This window comes from Rhizobium skierniewicense (assembly GCF_014196515.1).
GTDB classification, from domain to species: Bacteria; Pseudomonadota; Alphaproteobacteria; order Rhizobiales; family Rhizobiaceae; genus Agrobacterium; species Agrobacterium skierniewicense.
The window spans coordinates 282,654-300,933 of sequence record NZ_JACIDV010000003.1; the positions used below are offsets into that span (position 1 = coordinate 282,654).

The 18,280-nt window shown below is 55.7% G+C and carries 18 protein-coding genes; 6 read left to right on the forward strand and 12 right to left on the reverse strand.

What is annotated here, in order from left to right; all coding sequences use genetic code 11:
- Positions 1-6 precede the first annotated feature (6 nt).
- Positions 7-768, forward strand: coding sequence for a sugar phosphate isomerase/epimerase family protein (locus GGQ73_RS06245; protein ID WP_183894830.1), 762 nt, complete (start codon positions 7-9; stop codon positions 766-768).
- A 25-nt stretch (positions 769-793) separates the two neighbouring features.
- Complete coding sequence (locus GGQ73_RS06250) at positions 794-1,927, forward strand: Gfo/Idh/MocA family protein (RefSeq protein ID WP_183894832.1); 1,134 nt, start codon at positions 794-796, stop codon at positions 1,925-1,927.
- A gap of 37 nt (positions 1,928-1,964) precedes the next feature.
- Here the strand turns inward: GGQ73_RS06250 and GGQ73_RS06255 are convergent, their stop codons facing one another.
- Both GGQ73_RS06255 and cls read right to left on the reverse strand, forming a co-directional pair.
- A complete protein-coding gene (locus GGQ73_RS06255; protein WP_183894834.1) occupies positions 1,965-2,801 on the reverse strand; it encodes an endonuclease/exonuclease/phosphatase family protein in 837 nt (278 codons plus the stop codon).
- Between the two features lie 51 nt (positions 2,802-2,852).
- Positions 2,853-4,313 (reverse strand): cardiolipin synthase, encoded by a 1,461-nt coding sequence (gene cls / locus GGQ73_RS06260; RefSeq protein ID WP_174155480.1) that lies wholly within the window; start codon positions 4,311-4,313, stop codon positions 2,853-2,855.
- A 240-nt stretch (positions 4,314-4,553) separates the two neighbouring features.
- Here cls and GGQ73_RS06265 point away from each other — a divergent pair, with 240 nt between their 5' ends.
- On the forward strand, positions 4,554-5,846 hold the full coding sequence (locus GGQ73_RS06265; protein ID WP_183894836.1) for a L,D-transpeptidase family protein: 1,293 nt from the start codon (positions 4,554-4,556) through the stop codon (positions 5,844-5,846).
- A complete protein-coding gene (locus tag GGQ73_RS06270; protein WP_174155454.1) occupies positions 5,843-6,076 on the forward strand; it encodes a sulfurtransferase TusA family protein in 234 nt (77 codons plus the stop codon). Before GGQ73_RS06265 ends, GGQ73_RS06270 begins: the two co-directional genes overlap by 4 nt.
- Before the next feature lie 20 nt (positions 6,077-6,096).
- On the opposite strand, the gene queE is transcribed toward GGQ73_RS06270, so the two are convergent.
- The 7 genes from queE to GGQ73_RS06305 form a co-directional block, all read right to left on the reverse strand.
- Positions 6,097-6,834 carry a 7-carboxy-7-deazaguanine synthase QueE gene (gene queE / locus GGQ73_RS06275; RefSeq protein WP_234910905.1) on the reverse strand — a complete coding sequence of 246 codons (738 nt, stop codon included), beginning with the start codon at positions 6,832-6,834 and terminating at the stop codon, positions 6,097-6,099.
- Positions 6,831-7,199, reverse strand: a complete 369-nt coding sequence (gene queD / locus GGQ73_RS06280) for a 6-carboxytetrahydropterin synthase QueD (RefSeq protein WP_183894840.1) — start codon at positions 7,197-7,199, stop codon at positions 6,831-6,833. Before queD ends, queE begins: the two co-directional genes overlap by 4 nt.
- The gene (gene queC, locus GGQ73_RS06285) at positions 7,199-7,909 is read right to left on the reverse strand and encodes a 7-cyano-7-deazaguanine synthase QueC (RefSeq protein ID WP_183894842.1); all 711 of its coding nucleotides are present in this window, start codon (positions 7,907-7,909) and stop codon (positions 7,199-7,201) included. The genes queD and queC overlap by 1 nt, the downstream gene beginning before the upstream one ends.
- A gap of 130 nt (positions 7,910-8,039) precedes the next feature.
- A complete protein-coding gene (locus GGQ73_RS06290; protein WP_183894844.1) occupies positions 8,040-8,864 on the reverse strand; it encodes an ABC transporter ATP-binding protein in 825 nt (274 codons plus the stop codon).
- Positions 8,861-9,826 carry a FecCD family ABC transporter permease gene (locus tag GGQ73_RS06295; RefSeq protein ID WP_412762959.1) on the reverse strand — a complete coding sequence of 322 codons (966 nt, stop codon included), beginning with the start codon at positions 9,824-9,826 and terminating at the stop codon, positions 8,861-8,863. Before GGQ73_RS06295 ends, GGQ73_RS06290 begins: the two co-directional genes overlap by 4 nt.
- A gap of 71 nt (positions 9,827-9,897) precedes the next feature.
- Complete coding sequence (locus GGQ73_RS06300) at positions 9,898-10,941, reverse strand: FecCD family ABC transporter permease (protein WP_174155448.1); 1,044 nt, start codon at positions 10,939-10,941, stop codon at positions 9,898-9,900.
- The gene (locus GGQ73_RS06305) at positions 10,941-11,903 is read right to left on the reverse strand and encodes an iron-siderophore ABC transporter substrate-binding protein (protein WP_234910913.1); all 963 of its coding nucleotides are present in this window, start codon (positions 11,901-11,903) and stop codon (positions 10,941-10,943) included. The genes GGQ73_RS06300 and GGQ73_RS06305 overlap by 1 nt, the downstream gene beginning before the upstream one ends.
- 276 nt (positions 11,904-12,179) lie before the next feature.
- On the opposite strand from GGQ73_RS06305, the gene GGQ73_RS06310 reads away from it, so the two are divergent.
- A complete protein-coding gene (locus GGQ73_RS06310; RefSeq protein ID WP_183894850.1) occupies positions 12,180-14,300 on the forward strand; it encodes a TonB-dependent siderophore receptor in 2,121 nt (706 codons plus the stop codon).
- A 278-nt stretch (positions 14,301-14,578) separates the two neighbouring features.
- On the opposite strand, the gene GGQ73_RS06315 is transcribed toward GGQ73_RS06310, so the two are convergent.
- From GGQ73_RS06315 to GGQ73_RS06325, 3 genes are read right to left on the reverse strand one after another with little or no spacing between them, the layout of a single operon-like run.
- Positions 14,579-15,766 (reverse strand): ROK family transcriptional regulator, encoded by a 1,188-nt coding sequence (locus tag GGQ73_RS06315; RefSeq protein ID WP_183894852.1) that lies wholly within the window; start codon positions 15,764-15,766, stop codon positions 14,579-14,581.
- Between the two features lie 28 nt (positions 15,767-15,794).
- Positions 15,795-16,493: an LrgB family protein gene (locus GGQ73_RS06320; RefSeq protein WP_183894854.1), complete on the reverse strand. Its 699-nt coding sequence runs from the start codon at positions 16,491-16,493 to the stop codon at positions 15,795-15,797.
- Positions 16,486-16,860, reverse strand: coding sequence for a CidA/LrgA family protein (locus GGQ73_RS06325; RefSeq protein WP_183894856.1), 375 nt, complete (start codon positions 16,858-16,860; stop codon positions 16,486-16,488). The genes GGQ73_RS06320 and GGQ73_RS06325 overlap by 8 nt, the downstream gene beginning before the upstream one ends.
- 126 nt (positions 16,861-16,986) lie before the next feature.
- Here GGQ73_RS06325 and GGQ73_RS06330 point away from each other — a divergent pair, with 126 nt between their 5' ends.
- Positions 16,987-18,240 carry an ABC transporter substrate-binding protein gene (locus GGQ73_RS06330; RefSeq protein ID WP_183894858.1) on the forward strand — a complete coding sequence of 418 codons (1,254 nt, stop codon included), beginning with the start codon at positions 16,987-16,989 and terminating at the stop codon, positions 18,238-18,240.
- Positions 18,241-18,280: the final 40 nt, after the last annotated feature.

Below are 18,280 nucleotides of genomic sequence, written 5' to 3' on the forward strand. Positions count from 1 at the left end.
AGACAGATGACGAAACTCGGTTTTCAGCTCTACAGCGCGCGCAATTTCCCGCCGCTTTCCGATGTCTTGAAGAAGCTATCAGCCGCAGGCTACAGCCATGTCGAAGGTTTCGGCGGTATTTACGGCACGATGGATGACGCGGCGCTCAAAGCCTTGCGGAGCGATCTCGATGCCAACAATCTGACGATGCCGACCGGCCATTTTGGTTTGGATATGTTGGAGAAGGAACCGCAGGCAGCACTGAACATTGCCAAAATCCTTGGCGTTCAGGCAATCTATTGCCCTTATCTTCTACCCGATCAGCGCCCTAGCGATGCAGCCGGATGGCTCGCCTTTGGCAAGCGTCTTCAGGATGCCGCAAAGCCGTTCCGCGACGCCGGACTTTCCTTTGGCTGGCACAACCACGATTTCGAGTTCGTCAAGCTCGAGGACGGCTCCACCCCACAGGAGCAGATCTTCACCGGTGGACCAGAACTGGAGTGGGAAGCGGATATTGCCTGGATCATCCGCGGTAAAGCTGATCCATTCGAATGGATCGAGCGCTACGCAAGTCGCATCACGGCCGTGCATGTCAAAGATATTGCGCCGGCGGGCGAGAATGCCGATGAGGACGGCTGGGCAGATGTCGGCCACGGTACCGTCGACTGGAAGGGATTGGTGGACGTCCTCAAGAAGACGGCTGTCAAATATTATGTTGTCGAGCACGACAACCCGAAGGACGCCGACAGACTGATCACGCGATCCATCGCATCCTTCAACACCTATTAATAGCGACAAAGCTGGAGTTACTGATATGGCCAAGGACCTTGGCGTCGGCATCATTGGATGCGGCAATATTTCAACGACCTACTTCTCTCTCTCACCCCTATTCAGGGGTCTGAAAGTTCTGGCCTGCGCCGATCTCAACCGCAGTGCTGCTGAATTGAGAGCGGAAGAATACGGGGTCAAAGCGCAATCCATCGAGGAGCTGCTTCAAAACGACGAGATCGATGTGGTGGTGAACCTCACCATCCCGGCAGCGCATTTTTCCGTTTCGAAGTCCATTCTCGAAGCGGGCAAGCATGTCTACTCGGAAAAGCCGCTCGTGCTGACGCTTCAGGAAGGCGAAGAGCTGCGGCGTCTGGCACAGGCTAAAAACCTGTCTGTCGGCTGCGCACCCGACACGTTTCTGGGCGGTTCGCACCAGTTGGCGCGTCAATACATCGATGATGGCAAAGTCGGGCGGATTACCTCTGGTACATGCCATGTCATGAGCCCCGGCATGGAAATGTGGCATCCAAATCCCGGCTTCTTCTTCCTTGAAGGCGGCGGCCCCATCCTTGATCTTGGTCCGTATTACGTCGCCAACCTCATCAATCTGATCGGCCCGGTCAAACGTGTGGGTGCGTTGACATCCATGGCAAACCCCACTCGGACCGTGACGAGCCAGCCCTTGAACGGGCAGGTCATTCCGGTTGAAACGCCAACAAATATCCACGCACTTCTTGAGTTCGTGAATGGCGCGACAATCACCCTGTCGGCGAGCTGGGACGTGTGGTCACACCGTCATGCCAATATGGAGCTCTATGGCACGGAAGGCTCGATCTATGTGCCGGATCCGAACTTCTTTGGGGGTGTCGTCGATGCCAGTGGTCGCGACAAGGATATCAAGCCGCTTGAGACCTGGGACCATCCGTTTGGCATTGCCAATCAGGAAAGTCCACAGGGTGCCCGTGCCAATTATCGTACCGCAGGACTTGCCGATATGGCCATCGCCCTGACCGAAGGCCGCGATGCACGTTGCTCGCTGGATCGGTCGTTGCACGGGATCGATGTCATGACGTCGATTTTGAAATCCGGGGAAGAAGGTCGCTTCATCGAGCTTACGACCACCTGCACCCAACCAGCCGCGCTTGGCATCGAAGAGGCACGCTCTTTGCTGCGTTGATGGAGAAAAGGCGGGTGCTCACAGCATCCGCTTTTTGTCACGCGATCAGGATGTCCGTGCGGATCGTGGCTTTCAACGGTAGGTGATCGGACGCGACGCGTGACAGGGCGCTCTCATGCGCTGTTACATTCTCGATCAGCCCCTCACGGTTCGAGATGATACGATCAAGCGCCAGAACCGGCAGGCCGGACGGAAAACTTGGTACAGCGGGTGGCAGATTTCCAAAGGCTTCGCGGAAGGTGTTGAGCGAAGACCCGTTTCCAAGCCGCCATTCGTTGAGGTCACCAAGAAGAACCGTTGGCTGTTCATCTCTGGTGTTCAGCAGATCGACCAAGGCTTTTGCCTGCTGCGCACGGGAATGTCTCAGGAGGCCGAAATGGGCGGCAATGATGCGCAGGGTTCCGCCCTGCTTCATTTCAAGTTCGACCACCAGCGCCCCACGCGGCTCCAGCCCTGGTAGTTTCAGCGGGTGGACGTCCCGCACAGCGCCTTCCTTGAAGAGCACGACATTACCATGCCAGCCATGGGCCTTGGCACCCGCCGTGATCGGAACCGGCAGCAGCCCGCATTCCCGCTCCAGCCGGATGAGATCCAACAGCCCGGTTCGCTCTCCAAAACGGCTGTCGGCCTCCTGCAAGGCGATGATGTCTGCTCCAATCTCCTGGATGACGTGGCTAATGCGATCTGGGTCGAATTTGCGGTCCCGTCCCACGCATTTGTGAACATTGTAGGATGCGATAACTGGAAGTTTGGCATCGCCGCAAACGTTTGTTTTGCCAGCGCCATTCTTGCGATTGCGAAACGAGGTGACAATGAAAGAGGGAAGACTCTCCGGCTTTGCCCGTATCGACTTTTTATCTGGCACCAGTGACATCCATTTCCTCGATCTCAAAAGAACGTTCTGCCGCGCCTAGCATGTGGCCCCCTAAAGATACGGAGAGGCCAACCATAAAATGCGTTCGACAAGCCGCAGCGCAAAAGGCCTTGCCCGCAACGCATCGAGCTCCACGGGTTGAGCGTTCAGCATCGCGTCATTTATCCGTGACGATACCGCTCTCGCGAAGCCCTCGTCGATAACTTCTATGTCCACCTCAAAGTTCAATCTCAATGAGCGCGGGTCGAGATTTGACGACCCGACATAGGACCACCGGTCATCGATCACCAGCAGTTTGGAGTGGTTGAAGGGGCCGGTTGCGCGCCAGATACGGCAATAGCTTTTCAACATCTGATCGAATTGCGCTGTCATCGCTCTATCGACCAGCATCAGATTGTTGTTGGCGGGCACGATGATATCGACTTGCACTCCTCGCCTGGCGGCCGTTGTCAGCGCCGATATGAGCTCTCTATCTGGTAGAAAATAGGGCGACATGATGCGAATGGACGATCGAGCGATGGAAAACGCGCCCGTTAGCAGTTTGTGACTGGTTTCGATACTGTTGTCAGGCCCAGATGCCACAACGCGTGCGAGCACGGGTGATCCGGGTTTTCCTTGCGGAAGAGTGATGTCCCACATGGGTCCATCCAGCAGTTCCCCGGTTGTAAATCGCCAGTCTTCAGCGGCGACGGTAAAAAGATCCGCAACGAGCGGACCTTTGACCTTGAAATGGGTGTCGCGCGATTGGTCATCGCCCGAAAACTCTGCGGCAAACCCTTCGCGAATATTCATCCCGCCGGTGAATGCCATTCGTCCGTCTACGACAAGGATTTTGCGGTGGGTTCTCAAATTCGCATAGGGCAGACGCAGCCCCATAATGACGTTGCCGTTGAAGACGCTGGCGTTGATGCCTGCGTCTTTGAGGCCTGGCAGGATGCTTGGTACGGAATAGCGGGCTCCCACCGCATCGATGAGCACACGAACCTCGACGCCCCGGTTTTGTGCCTGGGTCAAGGCGTCAACGAAGCGGGTTCCTATTCTATCCTGATCGAAAATATAGGTTTCGAGAATGATCGAGCGTCTTGCGTTGGCGATGGCTTCCAGCATGGCCGCGTAAGCGATATCGCCGCTTCCTAGGGGCTCTATCGTATTGCCGGTGGTCAGCGCGTTGCGTGTCACCCGGTCTCCCACGGTTTTCATGGCCGAAAAACGTCGTCCAAAACGTGCAATGACGATGTCATCACTGGCATCGAAACGCGCAACGCGATCCATTATCGTACCGTGCATCAGGGACCGCTGTTGGCCCAGTGAACTGCGACGGATACGGTTGATCCCGGCGATCGCGTAGATGACTGCGCCAATCACAGGGGAAAGAACGATCACGCCGACCCAGCCCAGCGCCGTGCGGACCTCTTGCTTTGTCATCGTCGCGTGGATAGCGGCCGTTGCGCCCATGATGACAGACAAGGTTGCCAGAATATGGGGCCAGTAGGTCGTGACAAGTTCGATCATGTCGAGGAATATAGAGGAGTTCGGCTTGGCCGCAAGGCGGGTCACATAAAGCCGGGTAGGGATATTTTAAGGCTTTGTAAGCTATAAATGTCGAAGATAATTCACTAAATCCGACGAAATCATGAACGCTGGTACAGACATCTCCGTGGCAACGCGAGGGCCAATGACAAGCCCTCAGACTTGTATTCAGGCTGGATTTATTTTACCACCGTTTTACCTTCTGCAAATCGGTGTAACGCCATGCGTTTGAGACATATTCTGCTTCTCGCCTGTACGGCTCTGATGCTGACTGGCTGTAACGAAACGCTTGAAACAGTCGAGCGGGACGTGTCGCATGTCAAGAACAAGGTTGATTACCCGCTCTCTCCGTCCATTCTCGCTGAAATCGACAAGAAGAATATGGATCGCAATGCGCCGATCCTGATGCGTATTTTCAAGGAAGAGGGTAAGCTTGAAATCTGGAAAGCGCGACGCGACAACCGTTTCGAGGTGATCGCGTCCTACGATATTTGTGCATGGTCGGGAAAGCTTGGGCCCAAGGTCAAGGAAGGCGACCGTCAGGCGCCGGAAGGTTTTTACAATCTGACGCCAGCGCACCTGAACCCGAATTCCAACTATTACCTTGCCATCAATACCGGTTTTCCCAACCGCTATGATCAGGCAAACGGCCGCAACGGCACCAATCTTATGATCCACGGCGCGTGTTCGTCGTCGGGGTGTTATTCGATGACCGATGCGCAGGTTCTTGAAATCTACGGTTTCGCACGCGACGCCTTCAAGGGCGGCCAGAAGACCGTGCAGCTTCAGGCGTTGCCATTCCGTATGACGGCGGAAAACATGGCGCGTCATCGCAACAGCGAGCACTACGAATTCTGGAAGATGCTGAAGGTCGGCTACGACAATTTCGAAGTCACCAAGCGCCCGCCCGAAGTCAATGTCTGTGAAAAGAAATACGTGTTCAACCAGCAGGCCGAAGGCGGACAGTTCAATGCTTCCGCTGCCTGCCCGAAAATGAGCACACCACCCGCTCTTGCCAGTGCCCTTCAAAGCTATGCCAAGACCTATGATGTTGCCTACGCCAAAGCGACGAAGAAGCTTGACGGGATGGTTTGGTACGACCCGAGCGAGGCCGAGCGTAAAGCGATTGTAGCAGCAAAGCGCAAGGGCCGTGAGCCTGCTTATGCGCCGACTGGTTCTGCTCTCAAGGCCGGACGATTGATGAAGGAAACCGAATTCGTCGCGCTCATGGAAAAGAAGGCTTCCAAGGGCATTTCTGGGCAGGCCGCGACCGCTATGGCTTCAGCATCCAACCCGGGTGCAACCACTGCCGCGACGCTTGGTAGGCCGCAGAACGACGCTGGCCGCGTGGCGCCAACTGTCATGGTTGCGGCGACACCTGCTGCTCCCGCCCAGCAGACGGCTGTTGCGCAAGCTGTTCCGGTTCCCGCTGTCAATCCTCTGGCTTTCTCCGCGCCATCGCCAGTTGAGGATGCCCAGAAGAAGCCGTTCTGGAAGTTCTGGTCCAAGGAATGACGGACACCGTTCCCCTGGTTTATGATTTAAGGGGGCTGAAATGCCCCCTTCCTGTTTTGAAAAGTCGAAAGAAACTATCGACGATGGTCGCGGGTGAGACGCTGTGGGTGGAAACCACAGACGATCTCGCCGTGCTCGATATCGCCCATATGTGCAACGAAGACGGCCATAGTCTTTTGGAAACGGTTGCGATGCCAACAGGCCATCGGTTCTTGATCCGCAAGCGGTAAATGGCTTTGACCGATGGCGTCTAGACGCCGCGCTTGTTGCCCCAGAGCAGCACATGCAGCTGCGGAAGAACGCGCACGTCGAACCACTGGTCGGCGCTCACTTTCTCCACAAGCGACAACATCCGGTCCATGACACCGTCGATATCGACGGTCGCATGATCGTCGTCGGGCGGTGGTGGTGTGTGGTTGCCGGGCTGAAGATAAACCGGAAGGTGGGGATAGCGCTGGTGGGCGTCTCTGGCATATGCAAAGTCTGCATCGTCAAACACCACGATTTTCAGCGCAAGTTGCGGGCCGCTGCCTGCTGCTATGAGACAGCGCTCGAATAGAGCCCAGTCCGTCTGCATGCCACTGGATGGCGGCTTGGGACTGAGAACCAGATAGTCGAGGTCTGCGAACCAGTCTTTCGCAAGGCTTCCCTGGGTTTCCAGAGCAAAGCGGTAACCTTCCCCATGACCTCTGTTAATGAGCGGGCCAAGCGGCTGAATGGCTGGATTTCCGCCAGATAGGGAGACTACCAGAGGTTTTCCACCCGATAGCTGCGTGACCTGCTGCCAGATGGCATCCGCCGACATGGGCTGCCAGTCGTCACGATACTTGCTATCGACAGCATGGAGCGTATCGCACCATGCACAGCGATAATCGCATCCACCGGTGCGAACGAAGACGGTGGGAAGGCCGATAAGGGGGCCTTCGCCTTGGATGGTCGGGCCAAAAATCTCGCTGACACGAACAAGCGCTTCTTTTTGCGTGATCATGGCTTTGGCTGAGGGCGATACTCGGCCCATGTTTTTGCTGTTTCGCTGACGCGAACAGCGCTCGTTTCCGGCAGGCGCTCTTTGCACCAGTCATAGAAGTGCTTTGCAAGGCATTCAGCGGTGACGCTGTCATGCCCCATGACATCGTTGAGGTGGCGGTGATCGAAATGGTCATCGATGTAACGCTTGAGCGGCGTAAGCTCCTGATAATCACGCACAAAACCATGGCCGTTGAGTTCTTGGCCTGAAAGTTCCACTTCAACGATGTAATTGTGTCCGTGCAGCCTTGCACATTGGTGGTCTGCGGGCAGGCTTTTGAGCTGATGGGAGGCAGAGAAGTGGAATTCCTTTGTGATCCGGTACATCACTTCACCTCCTGCGCTGCATAGGCACTGGTGGCTGCGATCCAGAAATCCGGGTCTTCGTAATCTGTCGGGTCCTCGACACGTGCTAGGTGAAAGGCTTCACGTCGTTCCACACAGGTGCCACAGCGCCCGCAGTGGCGTGTACCACCCTTGTAACAGGACCATGTTTCAGCAAACGGCGTCTCGTGCCTGGCGCCATCTGTCACGATATCGGCTTTGGAGCCTGTGACATAGGGCGCGTGGAGCTTGACCCTGGCATAGCCTTCGAGGGCGTGGCGCTGCATATCGTTGAAACTGTCGATGAAGCCGGGACGGCAGTCGGGGTAGATGAAATGGTCGCCGCCATGAACGGCAATGGCAACGGCATCCGCCTGTTGGGCTGCTGCCAGCCCGAAGGCGATTGTGAGCATAATGGCATTGCGGTTGGGAACGACGGTGGAGCGCATCGTGTCTTCCGCATAATGGCCGTCGGGAACTTCGACATCGTCTGTCAGGGCCGAGCCCGTCAGATGCGCGCCGATGGTGCGGATGTCGATCATATGATGGGCAACGCCAAGACGTGTTGCGCAACGCGCTGCGAAGTCCAGCTCCTTCTTGTGTCGCTGTCCGTAGTCGAACGATACGAGTGCGAGTAGTTCATGTTCAGCTGCAATTTTATGCGCAAGCGAAACCGAGTCCAATCCGCCAGAGCAGATGACGATAGTCTTCATGTTGAGATCCCTTGTTTTGACCGGGTGGGCTGCGACCGGATTTATGGTTGCGGCTTCTAGCGCAAGTCGCGATCATTGTGAAGAGGCGCTCGCTTTTTAGAGCCGACGCCTTAGTGGGCGGTAAGCTCGGTTATTCGCCCACCAAAAACGAGGGATTTGATGTCATGCGATGACGACCGATAGGAAGCATGATTGGTCGACCCGACGTCGGGTCTGCGATGATGCAGCTCTCCAGGCCGAAGACGGCTCGGATGTTATCTTCCGTCAAAACCTGTTCAGGCGTTCCCATGACGTGCAGACGCCCATCCGCCATGGCGACGAGATAATCGGCGTAGCGTGCTGCCAGATTAAGATCGTGAAGGACCATGACGATGGTCGTGCCGCGACTGTGATTGAGGTCGGTCAGGAGATCAAGCACCTCAATCTGATGGCTGATGTCCAGAAATGTTGTCGGCTCATCGAGAAGCAGGAGTTCCGTCTGTTGCGCGAGTGCCATGGCGATCCAGACCCGTTGCCGTTGCCCGCCCGAAAGCTCGTCCACCGCCCGTTCTGCAAGTTCGAAGGTCTTCGTTGCTTCCAGTGCAGTGGCAACCGCCTGGTCATCCTCATTGGTCCACCTGGAAAGAAAGCCTTGATGCGGGTGCCTCCCGCGACTGACGAGATCTGCTACCGTGATGCCCTCAGGTGCTATGGGGGATTGCGGAAGCAGGCCCAGTGTCCTCGCCAGCTTTTTGGACGCGATGGCGTGGATTGATTGTCCGTCCAGCAAAACATGTCCTGTTTTCGGGGAAAGAAGACGGGACATGGTGCGCAACAGCGTGGATTTACCACAGGCATTGGCCCCGACGATGACGGTGATCTTCCCCGACGGTACGGTAAGATCAAGGTTTTCCAAAATCAGATTGTCGCCGTAACCTGCGGACAATTGGCGTGCCTGAAGAGAATGAGTTGTCAAAGCGAGCCTCCGCTCCGGTTGACGCGTATGATCAAGAAAATCAGATAGGGTGCGCCGAGCGCTCCGGTGATCACCCCCACCGGATAGCGACTTGGCAGCAGGAACTGCCCAGCGTAATCCCCTGCAAGCACCAACACGGCTCCGATCAAGCCTGCGGGAACGAGCACTGAGCCATGAGGGCCGACGATGCGCTGCGCAATCGGACCTGAAAGAAATGCCACGAAGGCAATTGGCCCCGTGATGGCCGTTGCGCAGGCAATCATGCCGACGGACGCGATGATGACGATGACGCGGGTAACGCCGACGCGCACGCCCAATGCGGCGGCCGTGTCATCCCCCAACCTCAGCGCCTGAAGATCGCGCTGGCGGCCAAGGAGCAGTGTCGCGAAGACAAAAAGCCCCAGCAGAAGCGGCAGGACCTGCGAGAGCTGCGCGCCGTTGACGCTGCCCGTCAGCCATCGCATGGCTTCCTGCAGGTTCCAGGCCGGGGCGGTCGAAAGAATATAGGCGATCATGCTCTCCAGCATGGCAGAGACACCAATGCCGACAAGGATGAGCCGCGTTCCGGCAACACCGTTTCGAGACGACAGGCCATAAACTGACAAGGCGACGCCAAGGCCTGCCACCACGGCAAAGACCGAAACGATGGGACCTTTCAGCGACAGGATGACGATTGCAAAGACCGCTGCCGCGCTCGCACCGGAACTGATGCCGATAATATCGGGGCTTGCGAGAGGATTGCGCAGCATGATCTGGAAAGCCACGCCGCCGAGCCCGAAGCTGAGGCCCGCCAGAACGGACATCAAAGCGCGCGGCAATCGCAACTGTCCGACCGTAAAGCTTGCGCCAGCGACGTCCTCGCCCAGCAACACGCGCATGACATCTGCTGGCGACGTAAAGGATTGACCGAGCACAAGAGTGAGCACGAAGAGCGCAAACAGGAGGACGATGAGGGCAGTCATGACCCGCAGATGTCTGCGCGCATGTTTCGCGCGGCTTTCGGTGATGGAACGAATGATCGAAGGCAGCATCGTCATAGTTCGCGCACCCGCTGGCGCCTGACGACCCAAATGAAAAACGGCGCACCGATCAGCGCAGTTACAATGCCCACGTCGAGCTCAGCCGGGCGCGCGATGATGCGCCCGGTAATGTCTGCAGCCAGCAACAGGCTGGCTCCCCCCAGTGCAGAAAACGGTAGGAGCCAGCGGTGATCGACCCCGACCAGCAGCCGACAGAGATGCGGCACGACAAGCCCCAGAAAGCCGATGGGTCCACAAACCGCCGTGGTCGCGCCGCAGAGGAGGATCGCACCAAGTGCCGAAAAGGCGCGGGCAACTGCCACACGCTCACCAAGGCCTGCCGCCAGTTCATCCCCCAGTGCCAGCAAATTGAGCCTTCGTGCCGAAAGCATGCTGATGAGAAAGCCGATGGCGAGAAACGGCAGGACTTGCGAAATGCGATCAAAGGTCGCGCCGCCAACGCCGCCAATCTGCCAGGACCGAATACCCCCCGCAATGTCATTCCTAGGCAAGACGACAGCAATGACCAACGACGAAAATGCGACGGAGGTTGCAGCGCCTGCCAGCGCCAGCTTGAGAGGCGTGGCACCTCCACGGCCCAGTGAACCGATTGTGTAAACGAACACGGCAGAACACCCCGCACCCGCGATTGCCGTCCAGATAAAGGCATTGGCCGAGGCAATGTTGAACCACGCAATGGCACATACCACCGCCAGCGAAGCACCCATATTGACGCCGAGTATCCCGGGGTCTGCCAAGGGATTGCGCGTGACACCCTGCATGATGGCGCCGGACAGACCCAGTGCCGCACCTGCAATCAATGCCAGCAGGGTCCGGGGTATGCGAACGAGAACGGCAGCCTGACCGATATTGTCGCTATGTCCGCCGAAAGCCGCGAGGATATCGGTCCACGCGACCTCTCTCGTGCCGATGGCGACGGAAAGCGTGCACAACAACGCCAGGATCGCCATCACGACGACGAGCCAGAGCGAACGGCTCGTGTTGGAACGCCCCATAACACCGATCGGCGCATTGTGCTTGAAGCGTCGAAACGTCATTATTGCCGTCCAGTCGACTTTTCTGCTGCGGCGGCCAGCAAAGCTACATAATCTTTCAAGACCCACGAGATGGACAGAGGTGTGGGGTTCGCCGCCGTGCCGAGAGGGTTTCGTCCCAGCATGACGGTGGATTTGTGAAGAACCGCAGGCATTTTTGACAGGAGCGGGTCGGCCTCCACCGCGTCAAGCAATGGCTGCCCGCCATAGGTCACGATGATGTCGACATCGTCAAAGGCATCAACGCGCTCGGCACTCAGGCTGGACGCGAATTGTCCAGGCTTTGAAGCCTCTCTGACGCTTTTTGGTGATGTCAGACCGAGGTCCGCAAAGAATTTCACGCGCGTATCGTTTGCGGTGTAGAAATTGATGGTGCTGAGGTTTGTGGCGTCCAGATGCGTCACAAACATGGCCGATTTGCCTTTTAGTTGCGGATAGCCGGCGACCGCTTGAGCAATCTCACCTTCGGTGCGTTCGATCAACGCCTCGCCCTCTGCGGCCATGCCGAGACCTGCGCTGTTGAAGCGGATCGTCTCGCGCCAGTCTGTGGCCCAGGACGATTGCGGGTAGGCTATCACAGGTGCGATTTGGCTCAGCGTATCGTAATCCGCTTGGCTCAGACCGGAATAGGCAGCCAGGATGACGTCCGGTTTTGTAGAGGCGACAGCTTCGAAATCGATGCCGTCTCCCTCATCAAACAGGACAGGCGTCTGGGCACCCAATGCTTTTAGCCTTTCTGCCACCCAGGGCAACAGGCCATCCCCGTCATCGTCACCGAAATTTGCCGCAGCAAAACCAACCGGCACGATGCCGAGAGCCAGGGGCACTTCATGATTGGCCCAGGCGACCGTCGCAATACGTTCAGGCTTCTTGTCAATCGTGGTCGTCCCCAATGCGTGCTTGATGACGAGGGGATAGACCGTTGCGTCCACAGTCTGTGCTCCTGATGCGGTGGCGAAAGACATGATGATGGCAATGATGGGCGCGAAAGCGCGGGTAACGCGCAGCATGGGCGATACTCTCCGAAATTAAAGTTGAGTTCGTTTCTCAGCTTCATAGTCTCCGGTCAAGGTTGATGTGGTGGTGACGCAACAGGCAGCGAGGAAGTTTCCGTGGTTTTTTCCAAAACCGTGGAATTGTACAATACCGGATAAACTCTCTCAAGTTATTCCCCTTGCCATGGAGCTCCGGTGTTCTGCCGAGATTGCCAGCGACAGCAACACCACTTCTGGAATTTGATCATGAAGACTGAGACAAAAAGCGGGAACTTGGGCCAGCAATGGCATCGCTATTACAACGCGATCCTGTTGGGATGCACGGCACTTGCCGCATTTTCTCCGACGCGGCTCATCGCGCAGGACGCGGGCGCTTCAGGCGCCACGGTTCTTGAAACAATCGTTGTGGATGGATCAGGTGGCGACGACAACGAAAAATCAATCATAGCCAGACGCACGACGGGCGCTGGGAAGATGCCAAGCGAAGTCCTGACAACACCGGCTTCGGTCTCCGTCATCACGGCAAAGGAAATCAAAGAGCGCGCCGCGACCAGCGTCGAGCAGGTTGTACAGTACACAGCCGGCGTGGTCACTGATTTCTATGGTTCGGATGATCGTTGGGATTTTTTCGATATCCGCGGTTTTACGCCCTATACCTATCGTGATGGACTGGCCATTGGCAGGACGTTCGGTGGCGTTCGCGAAGAACCCTATGCTTTCGAGCGTATCGAAGTTCTCAAGGGGACAAGTTCGAGCAGCTTCGGATCGGCCGAACCTGGTGGTGCGGTAAATTATGTCACCAAATTGCCGAAAAGCGATCGTTTCGGCGAGGCTTACGTAACTGGTGGTTCGTTTGACCACAAGGAACTTGGGTTGGATTTTGGCGACAACATCACGCAAGACGATACGCTTTCCTATCGCTTGACGGGCAAGTTCCAGAACGCGGATGCCGAGTACGACTATTCGAAGGATAACGAGAAATTCCTCATGGGCGGACTGACATGGCGTCCCACGGACGTAACGAACTTGTCTTTTGTCTTCGATCACCTGAACAAGGATGGCGTACCGGGCAGCGGCGGCCATCCTTTTGGTTCGGATTTCGACAGAAGCAAATTCTTCGGTGAGCCGGACTATTATTTCAACAACACCAACCGCAACACATACAGTCTGATGTTCGATCATGACTTTGGAGATGGTCTGAGCTTTGGCTCAAAGGCGCGATATAGCAAGACGAATACAGGATTTGGGAGTGCATATCTGCAGAACCCGACAGCCGGATTTCCAAACCTGACGGATCGTTACTTTTTTGGTAGCGACAAATCCTCCGAACAGTTCGTCATCGACGCCAACCTTGTCTATGAGCGGACCTTCGACGACATCGAGAGCCGCACGCTTCTTGGCGTCGAATACAATAATTTCAAATCCGAAGAGGCCAGTCTGTATGTGCCCAACGGACCGCCACCGATTGATTCTGCAAATCCGGTCTATACAGGTGGCCCGAACGTCGGGCTCACACCTGGAAATGGAAACGATCAGACAACCAAGGCAATCTATCTTCAGCAGGATGTCACTTACCAGGACAGGTTGACGGTTAGCCTCGGTCTGCGAAACGATTGGCTTGATCTCAGCCAGACCACTTTATCGTCTGGTGCTTCGACGTCGGATGACCATAGCGAACTCAGCAAAAAGCTAGGCATTAGCTATAAAATTACAGAGGAATTTGCGGCCTTTGCAAGCTACGCCGAGTCGGCAGCCGCCCCGGGCGTCGGGACAGAGCCAACGACCGGCAAGCAATATGAAGTTGGCATAAAGTATCAGCCGGAGGCTTTTCCCGCTCTTTTCACCGCCTCGCTCTATGATCTGACAAAGGGAAATATTACGGTCTATGACAGCGTGACGTATCTGCCGGATTCCGTCGAAAAGGTTCGCCACCGCGGGATTGAACTTGAAGCCAAAGCCGAGCTGACGAACAGCATCAATCTGATCGCGGCCTACAGCTATATCGACTCCAAGATCGAAGAGCCGGGCGGCGCGAATGACGGCAACCGCCTTATGCGCGTCCCCAAGCATGTCGCATCAATTTGGACAACCTATACACTGGAAGGTGAGGGCGCACGCGGCGATACGACCTTTGGCGTTGGGGCCCGGTATTCCGATAGCTACTTCACGAACATCCAGAACACGATAGCGTCTGAAAGTGCGATCGTGTTCGATGCCGCCCTTACTTACAAGATCAAGGAAAATACGACGCTGCAGCTGAATGCCAGCAACATTTTTGACGAAAAACATGTCGCAAGCCAGGACAGCGGTGGGATTTATTACAATCCAGGCCGCGCGATTTACGCAACGCTTCGTCAGACTTGGTAGCGTTCCTAGAGCGGTTCCATTTAACAAGGAAACGCTCTAGATTAGAACGCTGCGATTGAACAAGAAAACGCTCCAAGGCTAAAACCGCTACCATGAGTTGGTGGCGGTTTCCTGCGTATCACAAAACTGTTTTGAAATCAGCCGCACAGCGAAGGGGGCGCGGTAGACCCCACAAGTTCGTTATCGTCGCTGTCGCAAGAAGGTTGGTAACCAACACATACGCGGTCTTTAAAAGCGGCTCCACATGGAGCCATCAAAGCCAGATTTAAACACAGTTGCTAGGTCTGTAAATCGATTCGAAACACCAGGTTCTTATCGACCGAGAACATTTGTCGATGCAGCATTGACGCACCTCCGAGAGCCGGTCCCTCTAACCCTGTACGCGACAGATTTACAATTGGCAGCGGATGATCGTCCAGCAAATTGCCCCTGATGTTCAGTTGCGTATGTTCGACGCACAGGTGGTAAAGTGCAGCCACGCGCCCGCCCAGAACAATTCGTGACGGATTGAAAATACTGCTGATGAGCGCTAATCCGCGCCCGAGATAGAACGACCAGTCTTTGATCGTTTTGAGTGCAGCCGGTTCCGCATTTTGTGCAGCTTTCATGAGCGCGTCAACGGTCTTGCAGGTTCCTCCATAATGGCGATGGCGCGCAAGAACGGCATCGTGGCCGACAAAACTTTCGAATGACCCGCTGGGTGTGGCGAGTTCGACGAAGCCTTGTTCTCCAAGAATGATGTGGCCGAATTCGCCTGCATAGCCATCGTGACCACGGAGCAATTGGCCAGAGGTCACGACAGCCCCACCCACGCCTGCGTCAAGAAGGATATAAATACTGGTATCGTTCTGGTCGATCTGAGATCTGTATCCGTCGGCAAGTGCGAAAGCATTGGCGTCATTTTCGGCAACGACAACAGGCATTTCCGGCAAGAGGGCAGACATTCGCTCCAACAGTGGAACGCGCCTCCACCCCAGGAAGGGTGCACGCAAAACCGTGCCTGACCTGTCGATGACGCCCGGCACGATCACGCTTAAACCGCGCAGAATGTAGCCTGGTCCGATACTCCGCACCACTTTGCTGACGCAACGAGCGAGTTGGCTGGTGAGCTTTTCAAAGTCTTTCCTGTCGGTTTCAAATTGGAAATTACGATTGGCAATAATCGATCCGGCAAAATCAAGTGCGATGATCGTGATATGCCCGACCCCAATATCCGCTCCCAGGAAAAGACCGTGTTTCGGGTTGAGGCGCAGAAACGTGCCAGGTCTTCCGGTGCCAGCCCCCTTATCTTCACCCGAGGTATCCTCTAGCAGCAGACCTTCATCAGCCAGTCCCGCGACAAGACTGCTGGCCGTCGATCTTGTCAGACCGAGTTCACGGGCGATATTTGCCCGGCTGACCTTTCCCGCGCGGAAAACGACCTCCAGAACCCGTATTTCGTTGATGTGCCTTACGGCGCGTGGCATGGACATCGATTTTCTGGCCTTTGGCATTCTAAAGTAAAAGAGGGACAATCAGGGACGTCAGGATCGCATTCAGGCCCATGGCAATACCGGAAAAAAGTCCTGCGACCGGATCAACGGAGTAAGCGCGTGCCGTGCCGATACCGTGGGATGAAAGTCCTACCGCAAATCCCCTCGCGCTATAATCACGGATTTTCAAGGCATTCATCAGTGGAGTGACGATGATTGCGCCGCAAATTCCGGTCATAATAACGACAGCCGCCGTTAATGCAGGGTCTCCGTTCGATCCTTCCGAGATAGCCATTGCTACTGCGGCAGTCGTGGATTTCGGTGCCAGTGACGCAACTACTGTCTGATCGAAATCGAAGAGCTGAGACAGGAAAATCGTCGAACTCACCGCAGTTACACTGCCGACAAGCGATGCACACAGGATAGGAAACAGGTTCGCTTTTACGAGCGAGATCTGCCGGTAGAGCGGAATACCGAGTGCGACCGTGGCCGGCCCCAAAAGGAAGTGTATGAATTGCGCGCCTTCGAAATACGTCGTGTAATCGATGCTTGCAAGTTGCAGGATTCCCACCATGAGGCAGACGCTCATCATGACGGGGTTCATGAAAGGATTAGCCGGACGCAGATCGCACACACGCAGTGAAATCTGCCATATTGCCAGAGTTCCCACCAGCCAGAGAAGCGATGAGGTCGACAGATAGACCCACAGGCCGTCAGTCATGTCTCTCTCCTCCCGTGAGGCGCTTTACCGATATGAAAACGAAAACGGTCACCAGAAGAGTTAAGACCGTGGAGATGAAGACGATCATCAGCAGCGCGATGCCTCTGTTCGCGAGAAGGTCTAAATGCTGAATGATACCCACTCCCGCCGGCACAAACAGAATTCCAAGATTGGCCAGCAATGCCTTCGACGCGTTGACGGCGTTGTTTTCCAGGTCCGGGAGCCAATTGCGCGCCGTCAGTCCTTTTAGAAAAACCGCAATCAAAGCCATTCCGATAACGGGACCCGGAACGACGTTGCCCGAAAAATAAGCGATAATCTCGCCAATCAGTTGAAAAAGCAGAATGGTCGTTATTCCCGTCAGCATCGTCTAGCTCCAACAATATGTATGTTGACACTAAACGATCAATATGTTTGTTTTCAACCCAAACAAACGGGAGGAGCATCGTTTGTTTTGGAGGGACGGCATCGGGCCGGTCTGTGGGAGGATAATATGCGTTCTACCTTTAAAAAGATGGCCCTAGCGGCCGTCCTTGGTGCATCTGTATCAGGCTATGCCTTCGCTCAGGAGAGCGTTGAGGTATTGCACTGGTGGACGTCGGGCGGTGAAGCTGCCGCTGTCGGCGTGCTGAAGGAAGACCTTCAGAAACAGGGCGTGTCGTGGCAGGATATGCCGGTTGCCGGTGGCGGTGGAGAAGCCGCGACGACCGCGTTGAAAGCCCGTGTCGCATCGGGAAATCCGCCAACCGCGGCCCAATTGCTTGGCATGGCAGTCAATGAATGGTCTGAAGAGGGCCTTCTCGGCGACCTGACGCCTGTCGCCACAAAGGAAGGCTGGGATAAAGTCGTTCCCGGCGCGATCAAAGCCTTTGCCGTCCATGATGGCAAGTGGGAAGCGGTTCCTGTCAATATTCACCGACCAAACTGGCTATGGATCAATGCCAAGGTTTTCAAGGATAACGGCCTTCAGCCTCCGACAAACTGGGATGAATTCAATACGGTCGCCGAAAAGTTGAAGGCCAAGGGTATCGTAGCGCTGGCGCATGGCGGTCAGCCTTGGCAGGACACGACCATTTTCGACGATGTTGTGCTTGGCCTCGGTGGTCCGGATTTTTATAGAAAAGCTATTCTTCAACTCGATGAAACAGCGCTCGGCTCGGATACCATGGTCAAGGTTTTTGACCAGATGCGCAAAATTCGTGGTTTCGTTGATCCTAATTTCTCAGGCCGCGACTGGAATCTGGCAACCGGCATGGTTCTTAAGGGCGAAGCCGCGATGCAGCTCATGGGTGACTGGGCCAAGGGCGAGATCGTCAAAGCCGGATTGAAGCCAGGTGTCGATATTCTATGTGTTACCGCGCCTGGTACCGAAGGTTCCTTCCTTTTCAACACTGACTTTTTCGCGATGTTCCCGGTCGGAAAAGACAAGGTTGATGCTCAGAACAAGCTGGCAACCAGCGTCATGTCGCCGAGCTTCCAGGAAGCATTCAACCTGGTGAAGGGGTCAATCCCGGCCAGAACAGATGTTTCCGGCACCAAATTCGATGCTTGCGGACAGAAGTCCATGGCCGATCTGAAAACGGCCGAGGCTGCTGGCACACTGCTGGGTTCGCTTGCACACGGTCATGCCGAACCATCCGGTATTCAGCGTGCCATGTTTGATGTCGTTACCCAGCATTTCAACTCTGACATGTCGTCGAAGGATGCCGTGGCCGCCCTGATCAAATCGGTCAACGCAGCCAAATAATGATCTCTCGCGGACAACACCGTCACATCTTTGGATGTGG